Annotated in this window: 15 protein-coding genes; 3 read left to right on the forward strand and 12 right to left on the reverse strand. The window is 63.3% G+C overall.

Translation table 11 applies throughout. The features are described 5' to 3' along the window. Positions 1-3 precede the first annotated feature (3 nt). The 3 genes from trhO to BMY03_RS07900 form a co-directional block, all read right to left on the reverse strand. A complete protein-coding gene (gene trhO / locus BMY03_RS07890) occupies positions 4-936 on the reverse strand; it encodes an oxygen-dependent tRNA uridine(34) hydroxylase TrhO (RefSeq protein WP_094010736.1) in 933 nt (310 codons plus the stop codon). A gap of 217 nt (positions 937-1153) precedes the next feature. After that, positions 1154-1453, reverse strand: a complete 300-nt coding sequence (locus tag BMY03_RS07895) for a BolA family protein (RefSeq protein WP_023631439.1) — start codon at positions 1451-1453, stop codon at positions 1154-1156. A 10-nt stretch (positions 1454-1463) separates the two neighbouring features. Then, entirely contained in the window at positions 1464-1982 is a 519-nt protein-coding gene (locus tag BMY03_RS07900; protein ID WP_023631438.1) for a DUF2059 domain-containing protein, read from the reverse strand. Positions 1983-2135: 153 nt separating this feature from the next. On the opposite strand from BMY03_RS07900, the gene BMY03_RS07905 reads away from it, so the two are divergent. Continuing rightward, on the forward strand, positions 2136-3530 hold the full coding sequence (locus BMY03_RS07905; RefSeq protein WP_038705627.1) for a class II fumarate hydratase: 1395 nt from the start codon (positions 2136-2138) through the stop codon (positions 3528-3530). 44 nt (positions 3531-3574) lie between these two features. Here the strand turns inward: BMY03_RS07905 and BMY03_RS07910 are convergent, their stop codons facing one another. Beyond that, positions 3575-4528, reverse strand: a complete 954-nt coding sequence (locus BMY03_RS07910; RefSeq protein ID WP_094010737.1) for a DMT family transporter — start codon at positions 4526-4528, stop codon at positions 3575-3577. Positions 4529-4723: 195 nt separating this feature from the next. Beyond that, positions 4724-6217 carry a polyphosphate:AMP phosphotransferase gene (pap, locus tag BMY03_RS07915; protein WP_038705626.1) on the reverse strand — a complete coding sequence of 498 codons (1494 nt, stop codon included), beginning with the start codon at positions 6215-6217 and terminating at the stop codon, positions 4724-4726. Between the two features lie 153 nt (positions 6218-6370). Between pap and mnmC the strand changes: the two genes are divergently transcribed. Next, the gene (gene mnmC / locus BMY03_RS07920) at positions 6371-8341 is read left to right on the forward strand and encodes a bifunctional tRNA (5-methylaminomethyl-2-thiouridine)(34)-methyltransferase MnmC2/FAD-dependent 5-carboxymethylaminomethyl-2-thiouridine(34) oxidoreductase MnmC1 (protein WP_094010738.1); all 1971 of its coding nucleotides are present in this window, start codon (positions 6371-6373) and stop codon (positions 8339-8341) included. A 92-nt stretch (positions 8342-8433) separates the two neighbouring features. Here the strand turns inward: mnmC and BMY03_RS26745 are convergent, their stop codons facing one another. Together BMY03_RS26745 and ptrR are read right to left on the reverse strand one after the other, a co-directional pair. After that, positions 8434-8562 (reverse strand): PA1414 family protein, encoded by a 129-nt coding sequence (locus tag BMY03_RS26745; protein WP_256206021.1) that lies wholly within the window; start codon positions 8560-8562, stop codon positions 8434-8436. 124 nt (positions 8563-8686) lie between these two features. Further along, a complete protein-coding gene (ptrR, locus tag BMY03_RS07925; RefSeq protein ID WP_094010739.1) occupies positions 8687-9580 on the reverse strand; it encodes a putrescine utilization regulator PtrR in 894 nt (297 codons plus the stop codon). A 106-nt stretch (positions 9581-9686) separates the two neighbouring features. Between ptrR and BMY03_RS07930 the strand changes: the two genes are divergently transcribed. Continuing rightward, the gene (locus BMY03_RS07930; RefSeq protein WP_094010740.1) at positions 9687-10847 is read left to right on the forward strand and encodes an MFS transporter; all 1161 of its coding nucleotides are present in this window, start codon (positions 9687-9689) and stop codon (positions 10845-10847) included. 67 nt (positions 10848-10914) lie between these two features. Here the strand turns inward: BMY03_RS07930 and BMY03_RS07935 are convergent, their stop codons facing one another. The 5 genes from BMY03_RS07935 to BMY03_RS07955 all read right to left on the reverse strand — a co-directional run. Continuing rightward, positions 10915-11841 (reverse strand): DMT family transporter, encoded by a 927-nt coding sequence (locus BMY03_RS07935; RefSeq protein ID WP_094010741.1) that lies wholly within the window; start codon positions 11839-11841, stop codon positions 10915-10917. A 91-nt stretch (positions 11842-11932) separates the two neighbouring features. Further along, entirely contained in the window at positions 11933-12337 is a 405-nt protein-coding gene (locus BMY03_RS07940) for a hypothetical protein (protein ID WP_046856640.1), read from the reverse strand. 106 nt (positions 12338-12443) lie between these two features. Then, entirely contained in the window at positions 12444-12842 is a 399-nt protein-coding gene (locus tag BMY03_RS07945; RefSeq protein ID WP_094010742.1) for an SMI1/KNR4 family protein, read from the reverse strand. Between the two features lie 81 nt (positions 12843-12923). Then, positions 12924-13523 carry a hypothetical protein gene (locus tag BMY03_RS07950; protein ID WP_094010743.1) on the reverse strand — a complete coding sequence of 200 codons (600 nt, stop codon included), beginning with the start codon at positions 13521-13523 and terminating at the stop codon, positions 12924-12926. Beyond that, on the reverse strand, positions 13523-21424 hold a 7902-nt coding region (locus BMY03_RS07955; RefSeq protein ID WP_177182892.1), incomplete at its 5' end, for a hemagglutinin repeat-containing protein. The genes BMY03_RS07955 and BMY03_RS07950, both read right to left, overlap by 1 nt.

Genomic DNA, 21424 nt, shown 5'->3' on the forward strand with positions numbered 1-21424 from the left:
GCATCAGGCCTCGGCTTTGTAGTTGAAACCGATCGGGTGCGGCTGGTTGCGCGCCTTGGCCAGCTCGATCTGCTTCTGGCGATCGATGGCGCTGCGCCGGGTCTTCTCGCTCAGGCTGTCCCAGCAATGTGGGCAGCTCACGCCTGGCGAATAGTGCTCCGACTCCCGGTCCTTCACGTCGATCGGGTGGCGGCAGGCATGGCACTGGTCGTACTCGCCCTCGGTCAGGTCGTGGCGCACCGTGACCCGGTTGTCGAAGACGAAGCAGTCGCCGTCCCAGAGGCTTTCTTCCTGGGGTACTTCCTCGAAGTATTTCAGGATGCCGCCCTTAAGATGATAGACCGCTTCGTAGCCCTCACCGAGCATGTAGCTGGAGGCCTTTTCGCAACGGATGCCACCGGTGCAGAACATGGCGACCTTCTTATGCTTGCTCGGGTCGAAGTGGGCCTTGATGTAGTCGGGGAACTCGCGGAAGGTCTCGGTCTTCGGGTCGATGGCGCCCTTGAAAGTGCCGATGGCCACTTCATAGTCATTGCGGGTGTCGATCAGCAGCACTTCCGGGTCGCTGATCAGGGCGTTCCAGTCTTTCGGGTCGACGTAGGTGCCGACCGCCTTGTTCGGATCCACGCCAGGCACGCCGAGGGTGACGATCTCTTTCTTGAGCTTGACCTTGGTGCGGTAGAACGGCTGCTCGTCGCAGTATGACTCTTTATGGTCGACGTCCACCAGGCGTGGGTCGTTGCGCAGCCAGGCCAGCAGCGCGTCGATGCCTTCGCGGGTGGCCGAGACGGTGCCGTTGATACCTTCGTTGGCCAGCAGCAGGGTGCCTTTGACGTCGTTGTCGAGCATGGCCTTGAGCAGCGGCTCGCGCAGTTCGACGTAGTCTTCGAGGGTGACGAACTTGTACAGCGCCGCCACGACGATCGGTTGGGTCATTGCGTTGAATCTCCAGGTGGTTGCCCTCGTAAGGGGCGGACCGGGTTTGGCAAAAGCATGGGGCCGCTGCGCAGCCCATCGTCGGCAAGCCGGCTCCCACACGCTCAGCGCAAGACTCGAAATTTGCGCAGGACCTGTGGGAGCCGGCTTGCCGGCGATGGGCCGCAAAGCGGCCCCGAGGGAATAACGCGAATTGTACCAGAACGACGGAAAGGATTCAGTGCTTGCCGCCGCCGGCGCACACCGGCGAGGCCGGCGCCACACCGACCACAGCCCATTCCTCGGGCGTGTAGGTGTGAATCGCCAGGGCGTGGATCTGGCCCATCAGCTCACCCATGGTGGCGTAGACCCTCTGGTGGCGCTTAACGCTGTTCAGCCCGGCGAACTGCTCGCTGACCAACACCGCCTTGTAGTGCGTTTCCTGGCCACGGCTGTGCATGTGGCTTTCGTTGTGCACTTCGAGGTGTTGCGTGCCCAGCGGCGCCAGCTGCTGTTCGATGCGTTGCTGCATGCTCATCGCGTCACGCTCACTTCTTCGCCGGGGCCTTGCCGGCGCTTGGGTCGAGTTCCTTGGTCATGTCGTCGAGCAGCTTGTTGACCACCGGTACCGCCGGCTCCAGGCTCTGCTGGGTCAGCTGGGCGGACTGCTGGGTGACCTTGGGCATTTCACGCAGGACTTTCTTGCCCAGGGGCGATTCGTAGAACTTGACCAGGTCGTTCAGCTCGGCCTCGGTGAAGGTCGCGGTGTAGAGGTCGACCATCTTCGGCTTGAGCTTCTTCCAGCCGATGGCGTTGTCCAGGGCGGCGTTGGCCTTGGCCTGGTAGCTGTCGAGCACGGTTTTCTTGGAGGCCGGCGCCTTGGTTTGCTCGAAGCGCTGGGCGAACATCTGCTGGACCTGCATGTACACCGGGGTGCCCAGCTTGTCGGCATTGGCCAGGGTCAGGAATTTCTCGGCGGCAGCGTTGTGCGCTGGAGTGGCAGCGAGTACCTGGCCGCTGGCGCAAACCAGGGCAACGGCGGCACAGAGGACACGGAGACGGGTCATTGCATTTCCTTCAAGAAAGGGAGGCGGGTACCTCAGAGTAGAGCATTCTGCGCTGTGATGGCGAAGTGCTCAAGTGGCACGACGAGCGACGGAACCGCTCTATCGAATCAGGGCCTAAACTGCGATTTCGAACTACAAAGGAGTGAGCGCAGCATGAGCCGTATCGAGACAGACAGCCTGGGCCCGGTCGAAGTTCCGGAGGACGCCTACTGGGGTGCGCAGACCCAGCGTTCGCTGATCAACTTCGCCATCGGCAAGGAGCGCATGCCGCTCGCGGTACTGCATGCCCTGGCGCTGGTCAAGAAAGCCGCTGCCCGGGTCAACGACCGCAACGGCGACCTGCCCGCCGATATCGCCCGCCTGATCGAGCAGGCCGCCGACGAAGTGCTCGACGGCGAGCACGACGACCAATTTCCGCTGGTGGTGTGGCAGACCGGCAGCGGCACCCAGAGCAACATGAACGTCAACGAGGTGATCGCCGGGCGCGCCAACGAACTGGCCGGCAAGGGCCGTGGCGGCAAGGTGCCAGTGCACCCCAACGATCACGTCAACCGCTCGCAGAGCTCCAACGACTGTTTCCCCACCGCCATGCACATCGCCGCGGCTCAGGCGGTGCATGACAAACTGCTGCCGGCGATCGCCGAACTGTCGGCCGGGCTGGCCGAGCTGTCGGCGCGCCACACCCACCTGGTCAAGACCGGGCGCACGCACATGATGGACGCAACGCCCATCACCTTCGGCCAGGAGGTCTCGGCCTTCGTCGCCCAACTCGACTACGCCCAGCGCGCCATTCGCGCGACCTTGCCGGCGGTTTGCGAGCTGGCCCAGGGCGGCACCGCCGTGGGCACCGGGCTCAATGCCCCGCACGGTTTCGCCGAAGCCATCGCCGCTGAGCTGGCGGCCTTGTCCGGCCTGCCGTTCGTCACCGCGCCGAACAAGTTCGCCGCCCTGGCCGGCCATGAGCCGCTGACCAGCCTGGCCGGCGCGCTGAAGACCCTGGCCGTGGCCCTGATGAAGATCGCTAACGACCTGCGCCTGCTGGGTTCCGGCCCGCGCGCGGGGATTGCCGAGGTACGCCTGCCAGCCAACGAGCCAGGGAGCTCGATCATGCCCGGCAAGGTCAACCCGACACAGTGCGAGGCCTTGTCGATGCTGGCCTGCCAGGTGCTGGGCAATGATGCGGCGATCGGTTTTGCCGCCAGCCAAGGGCATCTGCAATTGAACGTGTTCAAGCCAGTGATCATTCACAACCTGCTGCAGTCGATCGAACTGCTGGCCGATGGTTGCAGCAACTTCCAGCAGCACTGCGTGGCCGGCATCGAGCCGGATGCCGAACAGATGGCGGCGCACCTGGAGCGTGGGTTGATGCTGGTAACCGCGCTGAACCCGCACATTGGCTACGACAAGGCGGCGGAAATCGCCAAGAAAGCCTACGCCGAGGGCAAGACCCTGCGCGAGGCGGCGCTGGAGCTCAAGTACCTGACCAACGAGCAGTTCGACCAGTGGGTGCGGCCAGAGAACATGCTGGCGCCCGGCGGCAAGGGCTGATCCGGCGGCCTCATCGCAATGCGACTTGCACCGCGATGAGGCCATCAATCAACCTGCACCCGACGCGCTTTCCAGCCAGCCATCAGCGATGGCCCCAGCGCCACCAGCGCCGAGCCCAGTACCACGGTCACCGCCCCGACATACCCCAGGCCATTGATCTGCTCGGCATGCACGTAGTCCGGCCAAAGCCAGGCAGCCAGCGCTACCGCGACGAACGTCACCAGCGGCGTCAGCGCCAGGGTCGCGCTCACCCGCGAGGCCTCCCAATGCGCCAATGCCTCGGCGAACGCGCCATAGGCCACCAGTGTGTTCAGGCAGCAGGCCAGCAACAGCCAGCCCTGCAACGGGCTGAGCTGCAACGCCTCCAGCGGATGCACCCAAGGCGTCAGCAGCAGCGCGCAGCAGACGTAGATCACCATCATCACCTGCTGCGAGTTCCACACCGTCAGCAATTGCTTCTGGCTCAGGGCATAGAACACCCAGATACTGGTCGCCAGGATGATGGTCAGCACACCGGTGGTGTAGGTGCCGAGTGACGTGAGCAGTTCTTCCAGGCGCTGGTTGAAGAACAACGCGAAGCCCAACAGCAGCACCAACAGGCCCAGGCCCTGCCCCAGGCTGAAGCGCTCCCTGAAGACGAAGACACTGGCCACCAGCAACAGCACCGGCCCCAGCTGTACGACCAGTTGCGCGGTGCCAGGGCTGAGCAGGTTGAGCCCGACCAGGTACAGCACGTAGTTGCCGACCAGCCCCGCCACCGCGACGGCTACCAGGCCCTTGCCCTTGACACCGAGACCGCTGAAAGACGGCAGCCGCCGATTGGCCGCCAGCCAGGCGAACAGCAGGCCGCCGGAAACGCTCAGGCGGTACCAGGTGACGGTCACCGGATCCATCACCTGCAGCACCTGCTTGAGCTTGATCGGCAGGATGCCCCAGAGAAACGCGGTCAGCAGCGCCAGCAGCAGGCCCTGGACCCAGCGTCCGGAAGAAATGTGCATGGTGTCCTCGAATCAGGCCTTGGCGGGGGAAGCTGCAGTCTAAAGGCTTGCCGGGAAGGATGTGGTGGGAAAAGATTTCATCAGGTCATTCCCTGGATGCATGCTCAATGCATGGGCGGGCTTTCGTGGGAGCGGCGGTGCGCCGATGCGACTTGCCCCGGCATAGGGCCAAGCCAACACCCATGCACGATCCGCCTACTTCTTGTCCTTGGCGAACGCCGCCTCCAGCGCCTGGTTGATTGTGCGCAGTACCTTCACCCGCGCCCAGCGCTTGTCGTTGGCCTCCACCAGGGTCCACGGCGCGATCTCGGTGCTGGTGCGGTCGACCATGTCGCCCACCGCTTCGGAATAGACATCCCACTTGTCGCGGTTGCGCCAGTCTTCCTCGGTGATCTTGTAGCGCTTGAACGGGATCTGCTCACGCTCCTCGAAACGCTCCAGCTGGGTCTGTTGGTCGATTGCCAGCCAGAACTTGACCACCACCACCCCGGCGTTGCTCAGTTGCTCCTCGAAGTCGTTGATCTCGCCGTAGGCGCGCATCCAGTCCGCCGGGCTGCAGAAGCCCTCGACCCGCTCCACCAGCACGCGGCCATACCAGGAGCGGTCGAAAATGGTGAACTTGCCACGGGCCGGGATATGGCGCCAGAAGCGCCACAGGTACGGCTGGGCACGTTCTTCCTCGGTGGGTGCGGCAATCGGTACGATGCGGTACTGGCGCGGGTCCAGCGCCGCCGCCACCCGACGGATGGCCCCGCCCTTGCCGGCCGCGTCATTGCCTTCGAACACCGCCACCAGGGCGTGCCGGCGCATGCGCTTGTCGCGCAAAAGGCCGGCCAGGCGTGCCTGTTCGGTGACCAGTTGTTCCTGGTAGTCGTGCTTGTCCAGGCGCAGGGTCATGTCCAGGGCGCCGAGCAGGCTCTTCTGGTCGATGCTGCGCCCCAGGGGCGCGACATTGCCCTGGTGCTTGCCCTTGGGATTATTGGCCAGCGCGGCCTGCAGGCTTTCGAGCAGGATGCGCCCGACCGCCAGGCTGCGGTAGTGCGGATCGACGCCTTCGACGACATGCCAGGGCGCATAGTCGCGACTGGTACGGCGCAGCACCCGCTCGCCGAAGCGCACGAAGCGATCGTAGGTTTGCGACTGCTGCCAGTCCAGCGGGCTGATGCGCCAGTTGTGCAACGGGTCGTCCTTGAGCGCCTTGAGCCGCGCCTTCATCTGCTTCTTGGATAGGTGGAACCAGAACTTGATGATCAGCGCGCCCTCGTCGCACAGCATCTGCTCCAGGCGCTCGGCCCCGGCGATGGCCTGGTCGAGCACGGCGTCCTTGAACTGGCCGTGCACCCGCCCTTCGAGCATCTGGCTGTACCAATTGCCGAAGAACACGCCCATGCGTCCCTTCGGTGGCAGCGCCCGCCAGTAGCGCCAGGCCGGCGGGCGGGCCAGCTCTTCGTCGGTCTGCTGGTCGAAGGTGCGGACCTCGATCAGCCGTGGGTCCATCCACTCGTTGAGCAGCTTGACCGTCTCGCCTTTACCGGCGCCCTCGATGCCGTTGATCAGCACGATCACCGGGAAGCGCGCCTGCTGCTTGAGTTCGTACTGGGCTTCAAGCAAGGCCTCGCGCAGGGCGGGCACTTCGGCTTCGTAGGTGTCCTTGTCGATGCTGTGACCGATTTCGGCGGATTCGAACATGGCGGGCTCCTTCAATGGATAAGCAAGATTAGCGGATCGAGCAGGATTTTTGCGCCCTTTGCGCTCACCATCGCGACACCAGGCCGCTGCCAAGAACGACGCAAGCGTCTGCAGATCGCTTAAGATCCCCCCTTTGCTGCAACCGAGCCGACCATGTCCTACACCCTCCTCCCTACACAGGCCCAGATCGACTGGGATGACCAGGGCCGCCCCCACTCCCGGCAATACGACGATGTCTACTTCGCCATCAACGAAGGCATCGACGAGACCCTGCATGTGTTCATCGAGCAGAATCACCTGCGCCAGCGCTTCGCCGAGCTGCAGCCGCATGCCTGCCTGGTGATCGGTGAGACGGGCTTTGGCACCGGCATGAACTTCTTCTGTGCCTGGCAACTGTTCGCGGAGCTTGCGCCCGCCGACGCACGCCTGCATTTCGTCAGCGTCGAGAAGTACCCGCTGGCCCGCGACGACCTGGCCCGCGCCATGCAACTATGGCCGGAACTGGCCGCCTTCACCCAGCCGTTGCTGGAGCAGTACGTGGCGGTCCATCCGGGCTTCCAGCAATTCAGCCTCGACGGTGGCCGCGTCACCCTGACCCTGATGATCGGCGACGCGCTGGAACAGTTGCCTCAGCTCGACGCCCGCATCGACGCCTGGTTCCTCGATGGCTTCGCCCCGGCGAAGAACCCCGACATGTGGACGCCGGAACTGTTCGCCCAGCTGGCGCGGCTATCTCACCCCGGCACCACCCTGGGTACCTTCACCACCACCGGCTGGGTGCGTCGCTCGCTGATCGAGGCCGGCTTCGCCATGAAGAAAGTGCCGGGCATCGGCAAGAAGTGGGAAGTGATGCACGGGGTCTACAGCGGTGCGCCCGTCGCTCGCGCAGCGCCCTGGTACGCCCACCCGGCACCCGCATCGGGGCCACGCGAAGCGCTGGTGATCGGCGCCGGCCTGGCCGGCAGCGCCACCGCCCAGAGCCTGGCAGCACGGGGCTGGCAGGTCAGCGTGCTGGAACGCCACGACGGCCCGGCCCGGGAGGCCTCGGGCAATCCACAAGGCGTGCTGTACCTCAAGCTTTCCGCCCACGGCACCGCCCTTTCGCAGATGATCCTGGCCGGCTTCGGCTACACCCGCCGCTGGCTCGAGCACCTGCAGCGTGGCCAGGACTGGGATGCCTGCGGCGTGTTGCAACTGGCTTTTGATGATCAGGAAAATGCACGCCAGGCCAAGCTGGCAGCAGCCTTCGACAACAGCCTGCTGCAGCGCCTGGAACGCGCCCAGGCCGAAGCCATCGCCGGGGTCGCGTTGCCCAGCGGCGGCCTGTACTACCCCGAAGGTGGCTGGGTGCACCCGCCTGCGCTGTGCCGGGCCCAACTGGACCACCCGCGCATCCGCCTGCTTACCCACGCCGATGTGCTCGAGCTGCGCCGTACCGATGGCTTGTGGCAGGCCTGGGAGGGTGAGCGGCTGCTGGCCAGCGCACCGCTGGTAGTGCTGGCCGGCGCCGCCGATATCCGCCGTTTCCCGGCGTGCGCCGAGCTGCCGCTCAAGCGCATTCGTGGGCAGATCACCCGCTTGCCCGTGACCGAAAGCAGCCGTGCGCTGCGCACCGTGGTCTGCGCCGACGGCTACGTGGCGCCTCCGCGAGGGGACGAGCACACCCTTGGCGCCAGCTTCAACTTCAACAACGAAGACCTGACGCCAACCGTGGCTGAGCATCAGGGTAACCTCGCGCTACTCGATGACATTTCCACAGACCTCGCCGCCCGCCTGCGCACCGCTGAGCTGGCCCCGGCGCAGTTGCAGGGCCGGGCGGCGTTTCGCTGCACCAGCCCGGATTACCTGCCCATCGTCGGGCCGATGGCCGATGTCGAGGCGTTCAACGAGGCCTACGCCATGTTGGGCAAGGATGCGCGGCAGGTACCGGATGTGGCCTGTCCGTGGCTGGAGGGGCTGTACGTGAACAGTGGGCACGGCTCACGAGGCCTGATCACAGCGCCGCTGTCTGGCGAACTGATTGCGGCGTGGGTCAGTGGTGAGCCGCTGCCGGTGCCCAGGGCGGTGGCCGAGGCGTGCCATCCCAACCGCTTCGCGCTGCGTCGGCTTATCCGCGGCAAGTAGCACCGGGATTGGGCGCTGCGCTCCCGAAAGCGCGCCCCTTGAACGCAAAAGGCCGCCGCATCGATTGGATGCGGCGGCCTTTTGCCTTGTGGTCAGCGCCGACGCGGCTGGCGCTTGCGCTGTTCTTCGTCGGTCGGGATCGGCACCGGCTGCAACGGTGGCGGGAGCAGGCCCAGGGCGACGGCGAGGTCATGGAGCCAGTTGTACATGCGTTCGTTCATATTGCCCCCTTGACGGGTCAGCCTCACGGTCAATCAATCTTGCGATGCGTCATACAGATCATAGTCCGATGTCTTGTATTGCGCATGCCTCTGTTCTTACAGATATGGGCGATTCTGACCCGGATCAAGCGCAGATGGCAGCTTCCGACGGTCGGTCAATCGTTTCGCTTTGTTGCAAATCGATCCAGGCCTGCAGATTGGCCCCGCGTTTGCCCTGGCGCCACATCAACCAGGTCATCGCATGATCGAACGGTGACTGCAAGCGGTGGGCACGCACCTGGTCGCGCCCCGGCAGGCTGTCGAGCATCGACTGCGCCATGAGTGCCACACCTGCCCCGGCGATCACGCAGGCCAGCATGCTCTGGTAGGACTCGATCTCCATCACCCGGCCCATGGGCGTGTGGGCATGGGCATACCAGGCTTCCAGGCGCATGCGGTACGAGCAGCCCTGGCGGAAGGTGAACACCGCCTTGCCGGCAACGTCACTGGCGCTGTGCACCACCGGGTGTTCAGGGCTGGTGATCAGTACCAGCGTTTCCTCGCACAGTGGCACGCCATCCAGCCCGGCCAGGTTGAGCGGGCCGTCGACCAACGCCGCATCCAGCCGATGGCTGAGCACGCCTTCGAGTAGTTCCGCACTGGGCGCCGCCTGGACCTGCAGGTTCACGGCTGGATAGGCCTGGTGATAACGCGCCAGCAGCGCCGGCAAGTGGATGGCCGCGGTGCTGTACATGGTGCCCAGCACGAAATCCCCCGCTGGCTGGCCGCCCTGAATCGCCGCGAGCGCTTCGTCGCGCAGGTTGGCAAGGCGGTTGGCGTAATCGAGCAGCACCTTGCCGGCCGGCGACAGCTGCAAGCGCTGGCGCTCGCGCAGGAACAACTCCACGCCCAGTTGCTCCTCGAGCTGACGCAGGCGCGTCGACAGGTTCGACGGCACCCGGTGCAAGCGCTCGGCGGCGCGGGTCAGCGAGCCCTCCTCGGCCACGGCCTGGAAGATGCGCAGTTGGCTGAACTCCATGAAATTCTCCAAAACAGAACAACTTCATCATCATTATTCAATTTTATTGAAAGTCAATGCGCCCTACCCTGCCATCCATCGCATCCCTTCGTGCAGGAGACTTACCATGTCGCCCTTCGTACAACTGCTGGCCAGTGCCGTGGCACTGATGATGGCCATGGGCATCGGCCGCTTCGCCCTGACCCCACAACTGCCCCGTCTGATAGCCGAGGGCCAGTTCGACCTGACCGCTGGCGGCCTGGTCGCCGCCGCCAACTATCTGGGCTACTTCCTTGGCGCGGTGGACGCCATGTTCGCCCGCCAGCCACGCCAGGTACGCCTGCGCCTGCATGGCGGGCTGTGGCTGTGCGTATTGCTGACCCTGGCGTCGTGGGCGGCCGACGGGTTCTGGAGCCATTTGCTGCTGCGCTTCGGCACCGGCGTGGCCAGCGCCTGGGTGCTGGTGATGATCGCCAGCCTCAGCCAGCAACTGGCCAGTGCCCATGGCCGCCAGCGCCTCGGCGCACTGGTGTTCGCCGGGCCCGGTGTCGGGATCGCGGTGACAGGCTTGCTGGCCTTGGCCGCGCACCTGCTGGGGCTGGATTCGGCGGCCCTGTGGCTGATTTATGGGGTCGCCGCACAGGTCATGCTGCTCGCGGTGCTGCCGTGGCTACCGCGAGCGCTCGAACCTGTCACCTTGCCCCTTGGCAACGACCGCGGCCCCAACAATGGCATCGGCCGCCTGGGCCTGATCTACGCGCTCTACGGGATCGGCTACATCCTGCCGGCCACCTTCCTGTCGCAGATGGCCACCCAGCAGTTCCATGGGCAATGGCTGGCCGACCTGTTCTGGCCAGCGTTCGGCCTGGCCTCGGCACTGGGTGTGATGATCGTCAGCCTGCTTCGCCCGGGCCGCACCTCGACCTGGCTGAGCATCACCCTGTGGTTGCAAGGGCTGGGTGTACTGGCCTGCCTGCTCGGCGGCGGCGTCGGCCTGACATTGGGCGTGCTGCTGTGCGGCGGGCCGTTCCTGGCCTGCATGCAACTGGTGATGCAGCGCTCGCGGGAGCTGGCGCCCCATGCCACGCAGCGTAATGCCGGGTTGTTGACCGCTTGTTTCGCCCTTGGGCAATTGAGTGGGCCGCTGCTGGCGGCGTTGAGCAGCCATTTCAGTGGGGGATTACAGCCCGCATTGGTACTGGCTGCGGTAGGGATGGGATTGGCCGGGATGTTGGCCGGGGGCTTCTCGGGTCCACCAACCTGTGCCAGCCTAAGACAGGCAGGCTGACCCTGTGATGAGGCAAGCCTTTGTGGGAGCGGGCTTGCCTCGCGATAGGGCCGGAACTGCAGACCGCTTACCCCACCAGTTTGCGCAACTGCTGCCGCACCCACGCCTCGGCGCTGACCATGATCACCCCGAGCAACACCATCACCGCGCCGATCACGAAATTCAGGCTCAGTGGCTCGTCCAGCAGCAGCACGCCAAAGGTCACCCCGAACAGTGGCGTGATGAAGGAAAACACCGCCAGGTTCGACGCCAGGTACTTGCGCAGCAACCAGAACCAGGTCAGGTAGCTCACAAACGACACCACGATCCCCTGGAACAGCACGCTGCCCACCGCCAGCGGGGTCAGCGAGAAGTCGGCGATCTGTCCACTCACCAAAGCGATCAGCACCAGCCCGACAAACCCCACGGCCAGCTGGTAGAACAGGGTCAGGGTCGCCGGCGCCTCGGACAACCGCGAGCCGCGCACCACCACCGTGGTAGCGCCCCAGGCCAGGCCAGCGAGAATCGCCAACGCGTCGCCAAGCAGCATGCGCCCATCGAGATGTTCGAGGGAAACACCGCCCGCGAAGGCCAGGGCAATCCCCCCGAACGCCAGCAGGATGCCCAGCCACTGCAACAGCCGCAGCCGCTCGCTAGGCATCATGAAATGCAGCCCCAGGGCGGTGAAGATCGGCGCGGTGTAGAGGAACACCGACATGTGTGCCGCCGAGGTCAGCTTCAGACCCTCGGCGATGAACAGGAACTCCAGCCCGAACAACGCGCCGGCCAGCAGCCCGGCACGCCAAGTGCTGCCCACCAGGCTCCAGCCCCCGCGGAAGCAGACCAGCAGCCCCACCAGCACCGCGGCGATACCATTGCGAAACGCCGCCTGCATCACTGGCGCGATATCCACCGCGGCGGATTTGATCAGCACCTGCTGGCAGCCCCAGATCAGGCACAGCCCCAGCATGACCTGGAAAGCAAAAGCGTCGGGGTTCTTGCGGACCGCGGTCATGGGCGGCCCCTCTGCGGGTTGAACGACATGGCAAGGCTCGGCGGTGAGAATGGATCCCGATTATCGGGGGACCGGCCTTGCCGATGCCAGTCTAAATTGACCCGCCGGCGATCTGCGCCTTGGCCGAGACATGCTCGAAGGTGGCTTCGTCCAGGGCATCGGCCTGTTCATCGAGCACCTGGCGCGGATGTTCGAAGCCCGGAATGCTGCTGTCGATCAGGCTGAGCAGGCGCGAGCCGCGCGGGCTGAGGACGAAATTCTCGCCATTGCCGCCTTCCGCTTCAGGCCGGCTCTCGATGAAACCGCGTTCGAAGAGGATCTTTTCGTACTTGCAGGCCTGGGCCTTGAGCTGGTTCAGATCGCCCGGCGCCTCACCATCGGCGGCCAGCGCGGCGGCATGCTGCTCGGCATAGGGACGCGGCGTGAAACTGTGACCGGCGCCGTTCTGCACTTCGTGCAGCAAGCGTTCGATCAGGTCCCAGTCATATGTGCTCATGGGGTAAGCCTCCTGCTGTGGACAAGTAGGTACACAGCGTGGGACTGACAGAGGTTGCCAGGTGTTCAATCAGAAGCCGAAGGGCCACCCCATTGCTCCTCGACGGCTACAAGTCGTTCAGCATTTCACGTATGTACTCGGAAAAACTGTCCGCCACTTGATGCGCCTCACGGCTTACCGGGTCGATATCGACAACCACCCAGCCATTGTTCGTATCGAACCCCGAGCAGTACCCCTGCATGTCATCTCCGAACAGGAGGATGCCGTCCAGGGGGCGTTCATCATCTTCGTCGTAGACCTGGTCTGGGGTCAGCAGGCCCTCATACAACATGTAGGCAGCCTCACCCACTTCACCCCAGCCAAGCTCCTTCATAAAGGCAACATAATCGGCTGGCACTTGCGAATGATCGGCAATCAGTGCCGCGAGCACCTGCGCATTGACTGCCTCCAGCTTTGCAAGCAGGCCGGATGCCTTGTCCGGCTGCAGATCGTCATACCTGTCCACGACTGCTCCTTCCCTGTCACGAATCAGCCGAAACTCGATCACGACAACGCCGGGGTGGCGAACATACTTTTTGCCCCAAGCTTAGCGCCTATACAAATCGCAAAAATACTCGTTGATACATTTCCCACTCAACACTTGTTTCGAATTGAAATCCAAGGTTTGAGAGACGACAACTCCTGGTCTCAGGCTCTCTGGAAAATCTTCAATCGATGCATACTCCCCTGGCACCAGAAACCTGAAGTAGTCGCCCATACTCGTAGGCCCATCAAACCCAACGGGGAAATCCTCTCCCTCTCGAGAACCTTCGACAGCGTGATAGACAAAGAATCCTTTGTTGAAGGCAAGGCTGGCTTCACTGTAGATTCCTCGCACTTCGAGATCGCGCAACAGCTCATCCACCACGAAAGCCTTGTCTCTTCCTTGCCAGCGCCATGCCGAATACAAGTCCACCGTAAAGCCACATTTCTTCAAAGGTGGGTACGACCGAAAGACCTGAGACTCCTCCCACATGAATTCACTGAGGGTGTCCAGCATTTCCTCCGCTCCGTTCAGTGCCAGGAGCACTTTCGGAATATCACCAAAACAATTGTTCACCATGACCGCAATTCGACCAACTCTATCCATGGCTAACCATGTGTATATGGTACCGAAGCCAGGTTCCCATTGTTCATCAAGGCTCATTACCGGCTCCCCTTAGGCCATGTCACCGCGCAATTTTCGCAAGTTTTTATGATGGCGCCGGGAGGAACATCGTCTCGCCGCCAGACATCACGGGGCCTGACAGCTTCAGTAAACTTGATGTTCCCAGGCACAGCACCCTGCCTTACCAGTTGATCCGCCGCCGAAATTTCGGCGCAGGCACCCACCTTATTCTTGCAGAAGTCCGTAAACTCACCAACCTTCACTCCCAACTGCGTTTCTATATAAGCAACCGTGGCAGGATGCAGTGAATCGGCAGTAATCGACGCGTTACTGCTTCCCACCGCAACTTTTCCTGTCAGCGGATCGAAAGCACCTACCATCGTGGCACTTTTCGTCGCCTGGGTCTTGGATGGAATACTATTGATTGCCGTCAGGAGATCATGGGCGGCCTGGTTTTCAAGAGGGTTCTCGGAAAATACAAGCCCGATATCCTGCTGGTGGCTCGGGGTCACATAGACATCTCGCCCGTGCTGCCCATCAAGCTGACTTCCGCCGGTATGCGGCGTCGTGACGACCTGCCCGCCCTCGCCATACCCACCACTGCTAGGGTTCTGCGTCCCGCTCTCAACCAGCAATCCTTCGTACTTCTTCAGCCTCGGATCAAGTATGTGAATAGGCAGCCCTTCATTCTGCAGGGACACCTCGACGATCAGCTTGATCATCTGCGCGCGCTTGTTGAGATCGCTGACATTAGCCTCGATCTCGTCAATCGCCCTCGACACCGCAGCCTGCATTTCCGCCTGACGCTCTGGTGGAAGCTGGCTGGCAGCCAAAGTGGCTGCGAGCGCGCTGATCACTACATACCCAGCATACGCGACCGGGACAAAATTCATCTGGCCAGGCGCTCGATCATCTAGCGCCGCCATACTGGTCAGTACATCACGCGCCTTGACAGGATCCTGGCCTGCCAGATCAGTCAAGTACCGAGCAACAACATCAAAGTCCTTGGTAACTTTCCCCCCAAAAATCTGGACAAGGACTGTACTGACGAGCGCCGCACGGGTCTCTTCATTGCGGCTTCCCAGTTGCCGCATAAACTGACGCATCGCTTCACGCTTATACTGAACGAAGCCTACTGCCTTGCTGACTTCATCCCAATTTTCCCCTTTGCCCACTGCCCGTGCGGTCAGGAAGAGATCACCCAGTTTCTGCAAGGCCTCTTCACTGTTCTCGCCATATTCAGCTGCACTTTGCTGCCACTGCTCCAACGTCTTCTTCGGGCTCAGAACCGCCTTGACAGAGGTATCCGACACATACAAATCAGTCCGCGATTCTCGGTCCCGAGTGATCTCGTAAGCCTTGTCCAGATCCCGATTCAGCCCGGCTACCGAGTCCTTGCCAGTCTCTGCATCCTGGCGCACGGTAACCTCACCAGCACCCACCGTGGCACGGACGATCTGCTCGCGGTCCTTTTCATACTCCCAGCCACTGAGGTTGCCGTGGGTTTCGGACTTGCCGCCGCTTGGCTGCGACCAACTGCCGCCGACGTTGAGGTAATAACCGTGCTCCTTGTCCTTGCCGGCGATATCGCTGTAACCCAGCGTACCCGTGTCGAGCTTGAGGTTGCCGTTGTCGGCGGCGATCAACGCGCCATCGAGCTGGGTGTGGTGTTCGGTGCGAATGTCGACCTTGTTCCCCCCGGTGATGCGTGTCTGCTCCTGGACCCAGTTGGTCTTGCCAGTCGTCTGTCCGTAGCCCACCGAACCGCTGACACTGGCGCCGACACCTACGGAGACCGTTGCACTCAGGTCGAACTCCTTGCCCTCGACCTTGCCGGTATCCGCTACGGAAGCAACCTTGAGATCGCCTCCCACACGGCCGATCACCTCATCGCCACGCAATTGCGCTCCGGCGATGGTGGTGTCCTTGCCACTGCTGAACTTCAGCTGGTCCCCGGCATACAGGAACGCCTGTTGCTGCTGCTCGGCTTCACGCTTCAGGTCGCCCTTGCCGATATCGACACTGGCGTAGAAACCGACCTTGCCTTCGCCAAACGCCAACCCTGCCTCGCCACCACCGTTATGACGAGTGTTTTGGCTGTTGCTGTCGTTCTGCGCCGAGCGGATGTTGACGTCGTTGGCAGCAGCGACGTCAATGTCGCGTCCGGCACGGACCTGCCCGCCGATGATGTTCACGTCATGGCTGGCATCGAGCTTGACGTCACGACCAGCGTTGAGTTGGCTCGCTGACGAAGTACCCTGCATGCTGTCCTGATCAGCGACGCCATAACTGCCACCCGCTCCCAGCTTGATCCCGCCAGTGGTCCCGCCATGGATCCCACCCCAGCTCTTGGTCTGCTGGTTTTCCTGGCTGAAGCTGCCCTTGGCTACATCAAGGTTGATGTCTCGACCGCTGATGCTGATGTCCCGCCCCGCCTGCAACTGCCCGCCCTTGATGGTGACATCGTTGCCGGCCTTGACGTTGACGTCGTGCCCGGCATCCAGGGTGGAACCACGCTGACTTTCCTCGACCACCCGCTCGCGGCTGCCTTGCTTGGTGGTACCCAGTTTCACATCGGCGGTAGGCCCGGCGAAGAACTGACTGACAGCGTCGACCGCGCGCAAGGTGCTGGAAGTCTGGCTGACACCGTTCTCACCTTTACCCGCGCCCTCGATCGCGTCCTTGGTGTTGCCCAGGTTATGGTTGATCGTGACCCCGATGCCCTGGCTCTTCTGCTCGCGCTCGTGCTCCACCAGCAGACGCTCGCGGGCGGCATCGATGTTGATGTCGCGACCGGCTTCGAGATTGATGTCGTGCTTGGCCTTGAAGTCGGAACCGGTCTGGTTGATGTCACGCCCGGCGCGAACATCCAGGTCCTGGCCTGCCTGGATCTGACTGGCGGCGGCCAGTTGCTGCTCCAGGCGATCCTTGGCCTTCTGCTGCTCGCTGCCGAGGAACAGGCTGACGCCATTGTCATCGCCGGAGACGCCGAAACCTGTGCGTTTCTCGCTCGACCACTGGTGCTCGCTGTGCTCGTTCTGCGCAGCTGCCACGTTCACGTCGCGCCCGGCATTAAGGCTGACATTGCGCCCTGCCGCAATGCCACTGCCGGTCACATTGATATCGCGTTCGGCGGTCAGGCTGGCATCCTGCACGGCGGTCAACTGGCTGCCCACACTGGTACTGCTCTGCGCCTCTTGGCCGGCCTTCTTCGCCGAGCCCACGGAGATGAAGCCACCTGACACCGAGAGCCCGGTCTTTTTCTTGTACTGTTCCGAGTGGCTGTAGGCGGTATCGTTGGCCGACACCAGGTTGATGTCACCCTCCTTGTCCACCAACCCCGCACGCAGCTCGACGTCCTTGCCGGCATTCGCTTCGCTGGCGCGCAGGCGCACATCGCTGCCTGCGGCGATAACGATGTCGTTTCCGGCATCGAGCTCGCTGCCCACCTGCGTGGCGCGGGTCTGCAGCTGGCTCTTGCCGCTCTTCGACAGGCCCAGGAAGCCGGACTTGGTCTTCTTGCTGTACTCGCCGTGCTCCTCGACGCCGGACAGCACCGCCACATCGCCAGTGGCACCGAGCATGACATCACCGCCGGCCTTGAGTTGGCTGCCGATCACCGAGACATCGCGGCCACCGTCAATGGCGATGCCACCATCGGCCTGCTTGCTGACGTTGACCGTGAGATCGCCACCGGCCTCGATCACCGAGGCGACGTTGGTGCTGTGGTAGCTCTCTTTCTGCGTCGAGCTGCTGCGACCGAACGAACCCTTGCTCTTCTTCAGGTAGTAGGACGCGCTTTCGTTCTGGTCGGAGGCGATGGTCAGGTCGCGCTCGGCGTCAATGTCGACATCGCCCTTGCCCTTGACCTGGCTGGCAATGATGGCCATGTCCTGGCCGGCAGACAGCGATACGTCGCCGCCAGCCTTGAGCGTGGTCGAGACCTGGGTGACCTGGTCCTTGGACTGGGTGACCTTCTTGCTGCGGCTGAAACTGTGCGCTTCGTTGGCGGCGGAGCTCAAGTTCAAGTCTTCGCCCGCAGCCAGGGTGAGGTTGCGGCCCGCGTCGATCTGGCTGGCCACGGCAGTGAGGTCGCGGCCGGCGCCGATGCTCAGGTCGCGACCAGCGGTGACCGTGGCGCCGTGCTGCTGCACCGTGTTGTTGCGGTGCCGGTCGCTGTAGAAGCCTTCGCGCTCCTCGACCGACAGCATGCTGACATCGCGCCCGGCGTTAAGGGACAGGTCGCCGCCGCTCTGGATCACGCTGGCGACGTTCTGGATGTCCTGACCCGCATTGAGGCTGAGGCTGTTACCGGCTTCGATGCGTGCGGCGCTGTCCAGATAGTCCTGGTGCTGGCTGGTGCCGCCGAAATTGGTGACGGCGCGCACCTGGTCGCGCTGGTTGAGGATATCGCCATTGACCGCCGTCAGGCTCACATCGCGCCCGCTGATGATGCCGCCAGCACTGTTGCTCAGGTTGTTGCCGGCCAGCAGCTCCAGCCGCTCTCCGGCCTGGACCAGGCCGGTGTTGACCAGGTTGTTGCCAGCGGTGGCGGACAGGTTGCGGCTGGCCTGCAGGGTCCCGACGTTGGTCAGGTTCTCGCCAGCGATCAGTTGTACGTCCTGGCCGGCAATCAACGCACCGTTGGGGGCCAGGCGGTTGTTGGCCTGGGCCAGGTAAAGCACCGGGACCAGGACCTCCTCGCCGTTGACCTGGTGTTTTTCCATCCACACGATGTCATGGGTCAGCGCCGCCACCTGGGAGGCCGTCAGGCCCACACCCAGGCTCAGCTGGAGCTGGTCCTTGCTGCGGATGGCGTTGTCCATCAGGTACTTGAACAGCTGATCGCCAGAGGTCTGGCCATCGATGAACTGCTGGCCGGTACGCGCCACCACCGCTTGCTGGATCAGGCGCTGCTCGTAGAGTCCATCACCCAGGCGCTTCCAACTCTGGTCCGGGTCGTAGCCAAGGTTGCCGAGCAGATAGTCCGAGCTCATGAACTGCTTGAGGTCGGTGAGGACCGGGTTGGTCTCGATCAGGTACTTGTGGGGCTTGCTGTTGTACTGGCTGTCCGGCATCCGAGTGACCCCAGGGATGTCAGGACGAGCACTGATTCCCAAGTTGCCACCGGCAGCCAGCTCGCGAACATCGGCACCGGGATGTCGCTGCGGGAGGGCTACATCAACCGGCGCGCCATTCGGCGCGTTGACACCGATGGCACTGGCATTGCCACCGACGGCGCCACTCTGATGGGCGATTCGGTCGATTTGTTGATGATTCTGTTCTAATGCTCTGGCATCCATGGCCTGCAGCGCCCCAGGCTGGGTGCCGGACACCATCGCCTGACGCTCCTGGATCGTGACGTCTGCGCCGCCTAGCTTCCAGCTTTGGGCCGGGCTACCCGAAGCGCTCCCACCCTGTCCACTCAGACGGAACAGGCCATTCTGGCCGGTGGGTAACGTGAAGCCGCCCAAGGCAAGCGGATTGACCTGCTGTTGTGCAAGGTCAGGGGGAAGTTGGGCATGGATATTGATAAGCGTACTGCCCGACGCCCCTGGCAATTTCGGATCGAACGCCTTGCCTGCTGGGGCATTAATCGTCACCCCCTCCTGGATGACGCTGTTGCTCAGATCCTTGGTCGCGTTGATGCTGACCCGACCGCCAGCCTGGACCACGGCATTCGCCGAACCAACCTGGGTGTCATGCACGATAGTGCGCTTGTCGAAGAACGTGACACCTTGGATCTGCGAGGGCAGCGGCGCCCTCACATCAGGGTTGTATGCCGGCGCAATATTAAGCGCACTGATCGCGAAATCGTCGGACCAACTCTTCCAACCGATGGTGACGACTGTGTTGTAGTTTGCGGTACCGCCGAGACGAGTCGTAGGCCTGCTCCGGGACTCGTTCCAGTTGGCATCCCACAGACGGATCGTACCTACCAGATTTCTAGGATTGTTACTGGCGACCCTTGTATACCCTGGGTCGTTGGCTGCGTTGTAGCGCATCACTGCTGCAAAGTACGGAATAGCGTATTTGACCCTGTCGACACCCGAAAGCGCGAACGACTTCAACTCCGTATAGGTACCAAGAGCCTCGCCTTTGTTGAGGAAGTCCTGGACATTGACCGCGATGTCACGTTGAGCGGTGATTACCGAAGCCGAGTTTTCCAACCGGCCACCAAGCACGAACATATCGCGACCAGCTCGGATGGCCCCGGCAGGCGAATCAATCTCTACCTTTCTCTCGAAATACTCCTCAAGCACCATGTGGCCAGCGCCAGAACCCGTCTGGCGCATGCCAATCGAGCTCCACGTCGGTGTCCCCGTGGTCTTGAAAATTTCTTTTCGGTTCTCGATGGCCTGCGCATTCAGGCGCATGTCCCCGGCACTCTCGAGGCTGCCGGAAATGTTCTCCACCTTGTTCGCCAGCCCGCCCGCGGCATTGCCGGCCACCGTCAAGCCACCCAGGCTGTAGACGTCGCCATAGAAGTTGGTCAAGGCGCCGGTATACAGCTGCATGTCCCCGCCGCTAAACAGCAGCCCACGGTCATTGCGCAGGCTGCCGCTGGTCACCCGCACCAACTGGTTGCCACCCAAAGTCCCCAGGTTGTTCACGCTACCGGCGTTGACCAGCAGATCCCCCGCCGAACTCAGCCGCCCCTGGTTGGTCAGCAGGCCCACCACATTGACCGTGGTGTTGCCTACGCCCGTGATGCTGCCATTAGCGCCAAGGGTCATCTGCGCCGCGCTCAACCCCAGTGTGCCCTGGCTGCTGGCCCGGCCATTGCCGTCGTAGCTGCCGCCCAGGTTCAGGCTAAGATCGCCGTCACTGGCGATCAGGCCATCGTTGCTCCAGTTGCCACCATTGCCCACCAGGCTGTCGAATGCCAGCAACTGGCCGCCGGCGGTCTGGGTGAGGTTGTTGACATTGACCGTCAGGCGCCCGGCCTGGATGGCGCTGCCGTTGGTCCAGCTGTCTGCGGTCAGGGTCAGGCCGCCGCGGGTGCTGAGGCTGCCGCCGGCACGGGTAAGGTTGGCGGTGTCGATGTCGAACACGCCCTTGCCGGCGTGCAGCACCTTGCCACCGACGTTCTGCAGCAGGCCGGCGCCGAGGGTCAGGTCACTGTTGCCGATCTCCACCTGGCCATTGCGGTTGTCGAACAACCCGCCAATGGCGAACTGGCTCTTGCCGCTGGTACCCACGGCACGCAGTTGCCCGCCCTGGTTGTCCAGAGTGGCGGCCGTGATGGCGAGGGTACTGGCGCTTTCGATGATGCCGGAGTGGTTGTCCAGGGCGCCGCTCAGCCCCAGTTCGATACGCTGGCCGACCATCTCGCCGCGCACGTCGCCACCGTTGAGCAGGCTGGCGCCGGTGACCTTGAGCAGGCCACTGGCGGAGATGCCGCCATCGCGGTTGTCCAGCTGCCCGGTGCGGATTACGGTATCACCGCCGAGCGCGGCGATGCGCCCACCGTGGTTGTCGAGGCTGGCGCTCTGCACATCCAGGCTCAGCGCCTGGAGGATGCCGCGCTGGCCAGTGGCGTCGCTGCCGTTGCGCAGCACGCCGGTGGTGCGCACACCCAGCGCCTGCTTGAGGCTGGCGAGGATGCCGCCGCGGTTTTCGAGGGTGTCGGCGGTCACGGTCAGCGCGCCGTCCTGGGCGATCAGCTTGCCGCCCTGGTTGTCGAGCAGGCCGGTGGCCTGCACGGTGATCGCGCCCTTGGCCTGCACGGTGCCCTTGGCGTTGTTCAGGCTGGCCGCCTGCAGGCCTACGTCGCCCTGCTGGCTGTAGATCAGGCCATCGCCTGAGTTGTTGAGCGCCCCGCGGCTGTCGAGCGTGAGCGGGCCATTGGCGGCCAGGGTGCCGCGCTGGCTGTTGTCGACGCTGGCGGCCAGCACCTTGAGCAGGCCCTGGCTGGCGATCTGGCCAGCCTGGTTGTC

This window comes from Pseudomonas soli (assembly GCF_900110655.1).
GTDB lineage: Bacteria > Pseudomonadota > Gammaproteobacteria > Pseudomonadales > Pseudomonadaceae > Aquipseudomonas > Aquipseudomonas soli.

What these genes read in the sequence shown, in the direction of transcription:
- trhO (WP_094010736.1), bottom strand. Translation starts at nt 936, where the DNA reads ATGACCCAACCGATCGTCGTGGCGGCGCTGTACAAGTTCGTCACCCTC.
- BMY03_RS07895 (WP_023631439.1), bottom strand. Translation starts at nt 1,453, where the DNA reads ATGAGCATGCAGCAACGCATCGAACAGCAGCTGGCGCCGCTGGGCACG.
- BMY03_RS07900 (WP_023631438.1), bottom strand. Translation starts at nt 1,982, where the DNA reads ATGACCCGTCTCCGTGTCCTCTGTGCCGCCGTTGCCCTGGTTTGCGCC.
- BMY03_RS07905 (WP_038705627.1), top strand. Translation starts at nt 2,136, where the DNA reads ATGAGCCGTATCGAGACAGACAGCCTGGGCCCGGTCGAAGTTCCGGAG.
- BMY03_RS07910 (WP_094010737.1), bottom strand. Translation starts at nt 4,528, where the DNA reads ATGCACATTTCTTCCGGACGCTGGGTCCAGGGCCTGCTGCTGGCGCTG.
- pap (WP_038705626.1), bottom strand. Translation starts at nt 6,217, where the DNA reads ATGTTCGAATCCGCCGAAATCGGTCACAGCATCGACAAGGACACCTAC.
- mnmC (WP_094010738.1), top strand. Translation starts at nt 6,371, where the DNA reads ATGTCCTACACCCTCCTCCCTACACAGGCCCAGATCGACTGGGATGAC.
- BMY03_RS26745 (WP_256206021.1), bottom strand. Translation starts at nt 8,562, where the DNA reads ATGAACGAACGCATGTACAACTGGCTCCATGACCTCGCCGTCGCCCTG.
- ptrR (WP_094010739.1), bottom strand. Translation starts at nt 9,580, where the DNA reads ATGGAGTTCAGCCAACTGCGCATCTTCCAGGCCGTGGCCGAGGAGGGC.
- BMY03_RS07930 (WP_094010740.1), top strand. Translation starts at nt 9,687, where the DNA reads ATGTCGCCCTTCGTACAACTGCTGGCCAGTGCCGTGGCACTGATGATG.
- BMY03_RS07935 (WP_094010741.1), bottom strand. Translation starts at nt 11,841, where the DNA reads ATGACCGCGGTCCGCAAGAACCCCGACGCTTTTGCTTTCCAGGTCATG.
- BMY03_RS07940 (WP_046856640.1), bottom strand. Translation starts at nt 12,337, where the DNA reads ATGAGCACATATGACTGGGACCTGATCGAACGCTTGCTGCACGAAGTG.
- BMY03_RS07950 (WP_094010743.1), bottom strand. Translation starts at nt 13,523, where the DNA reads ATGAGCCTTGATGAACAATGGGAACCTGGCTTCGGTACCATATACACA.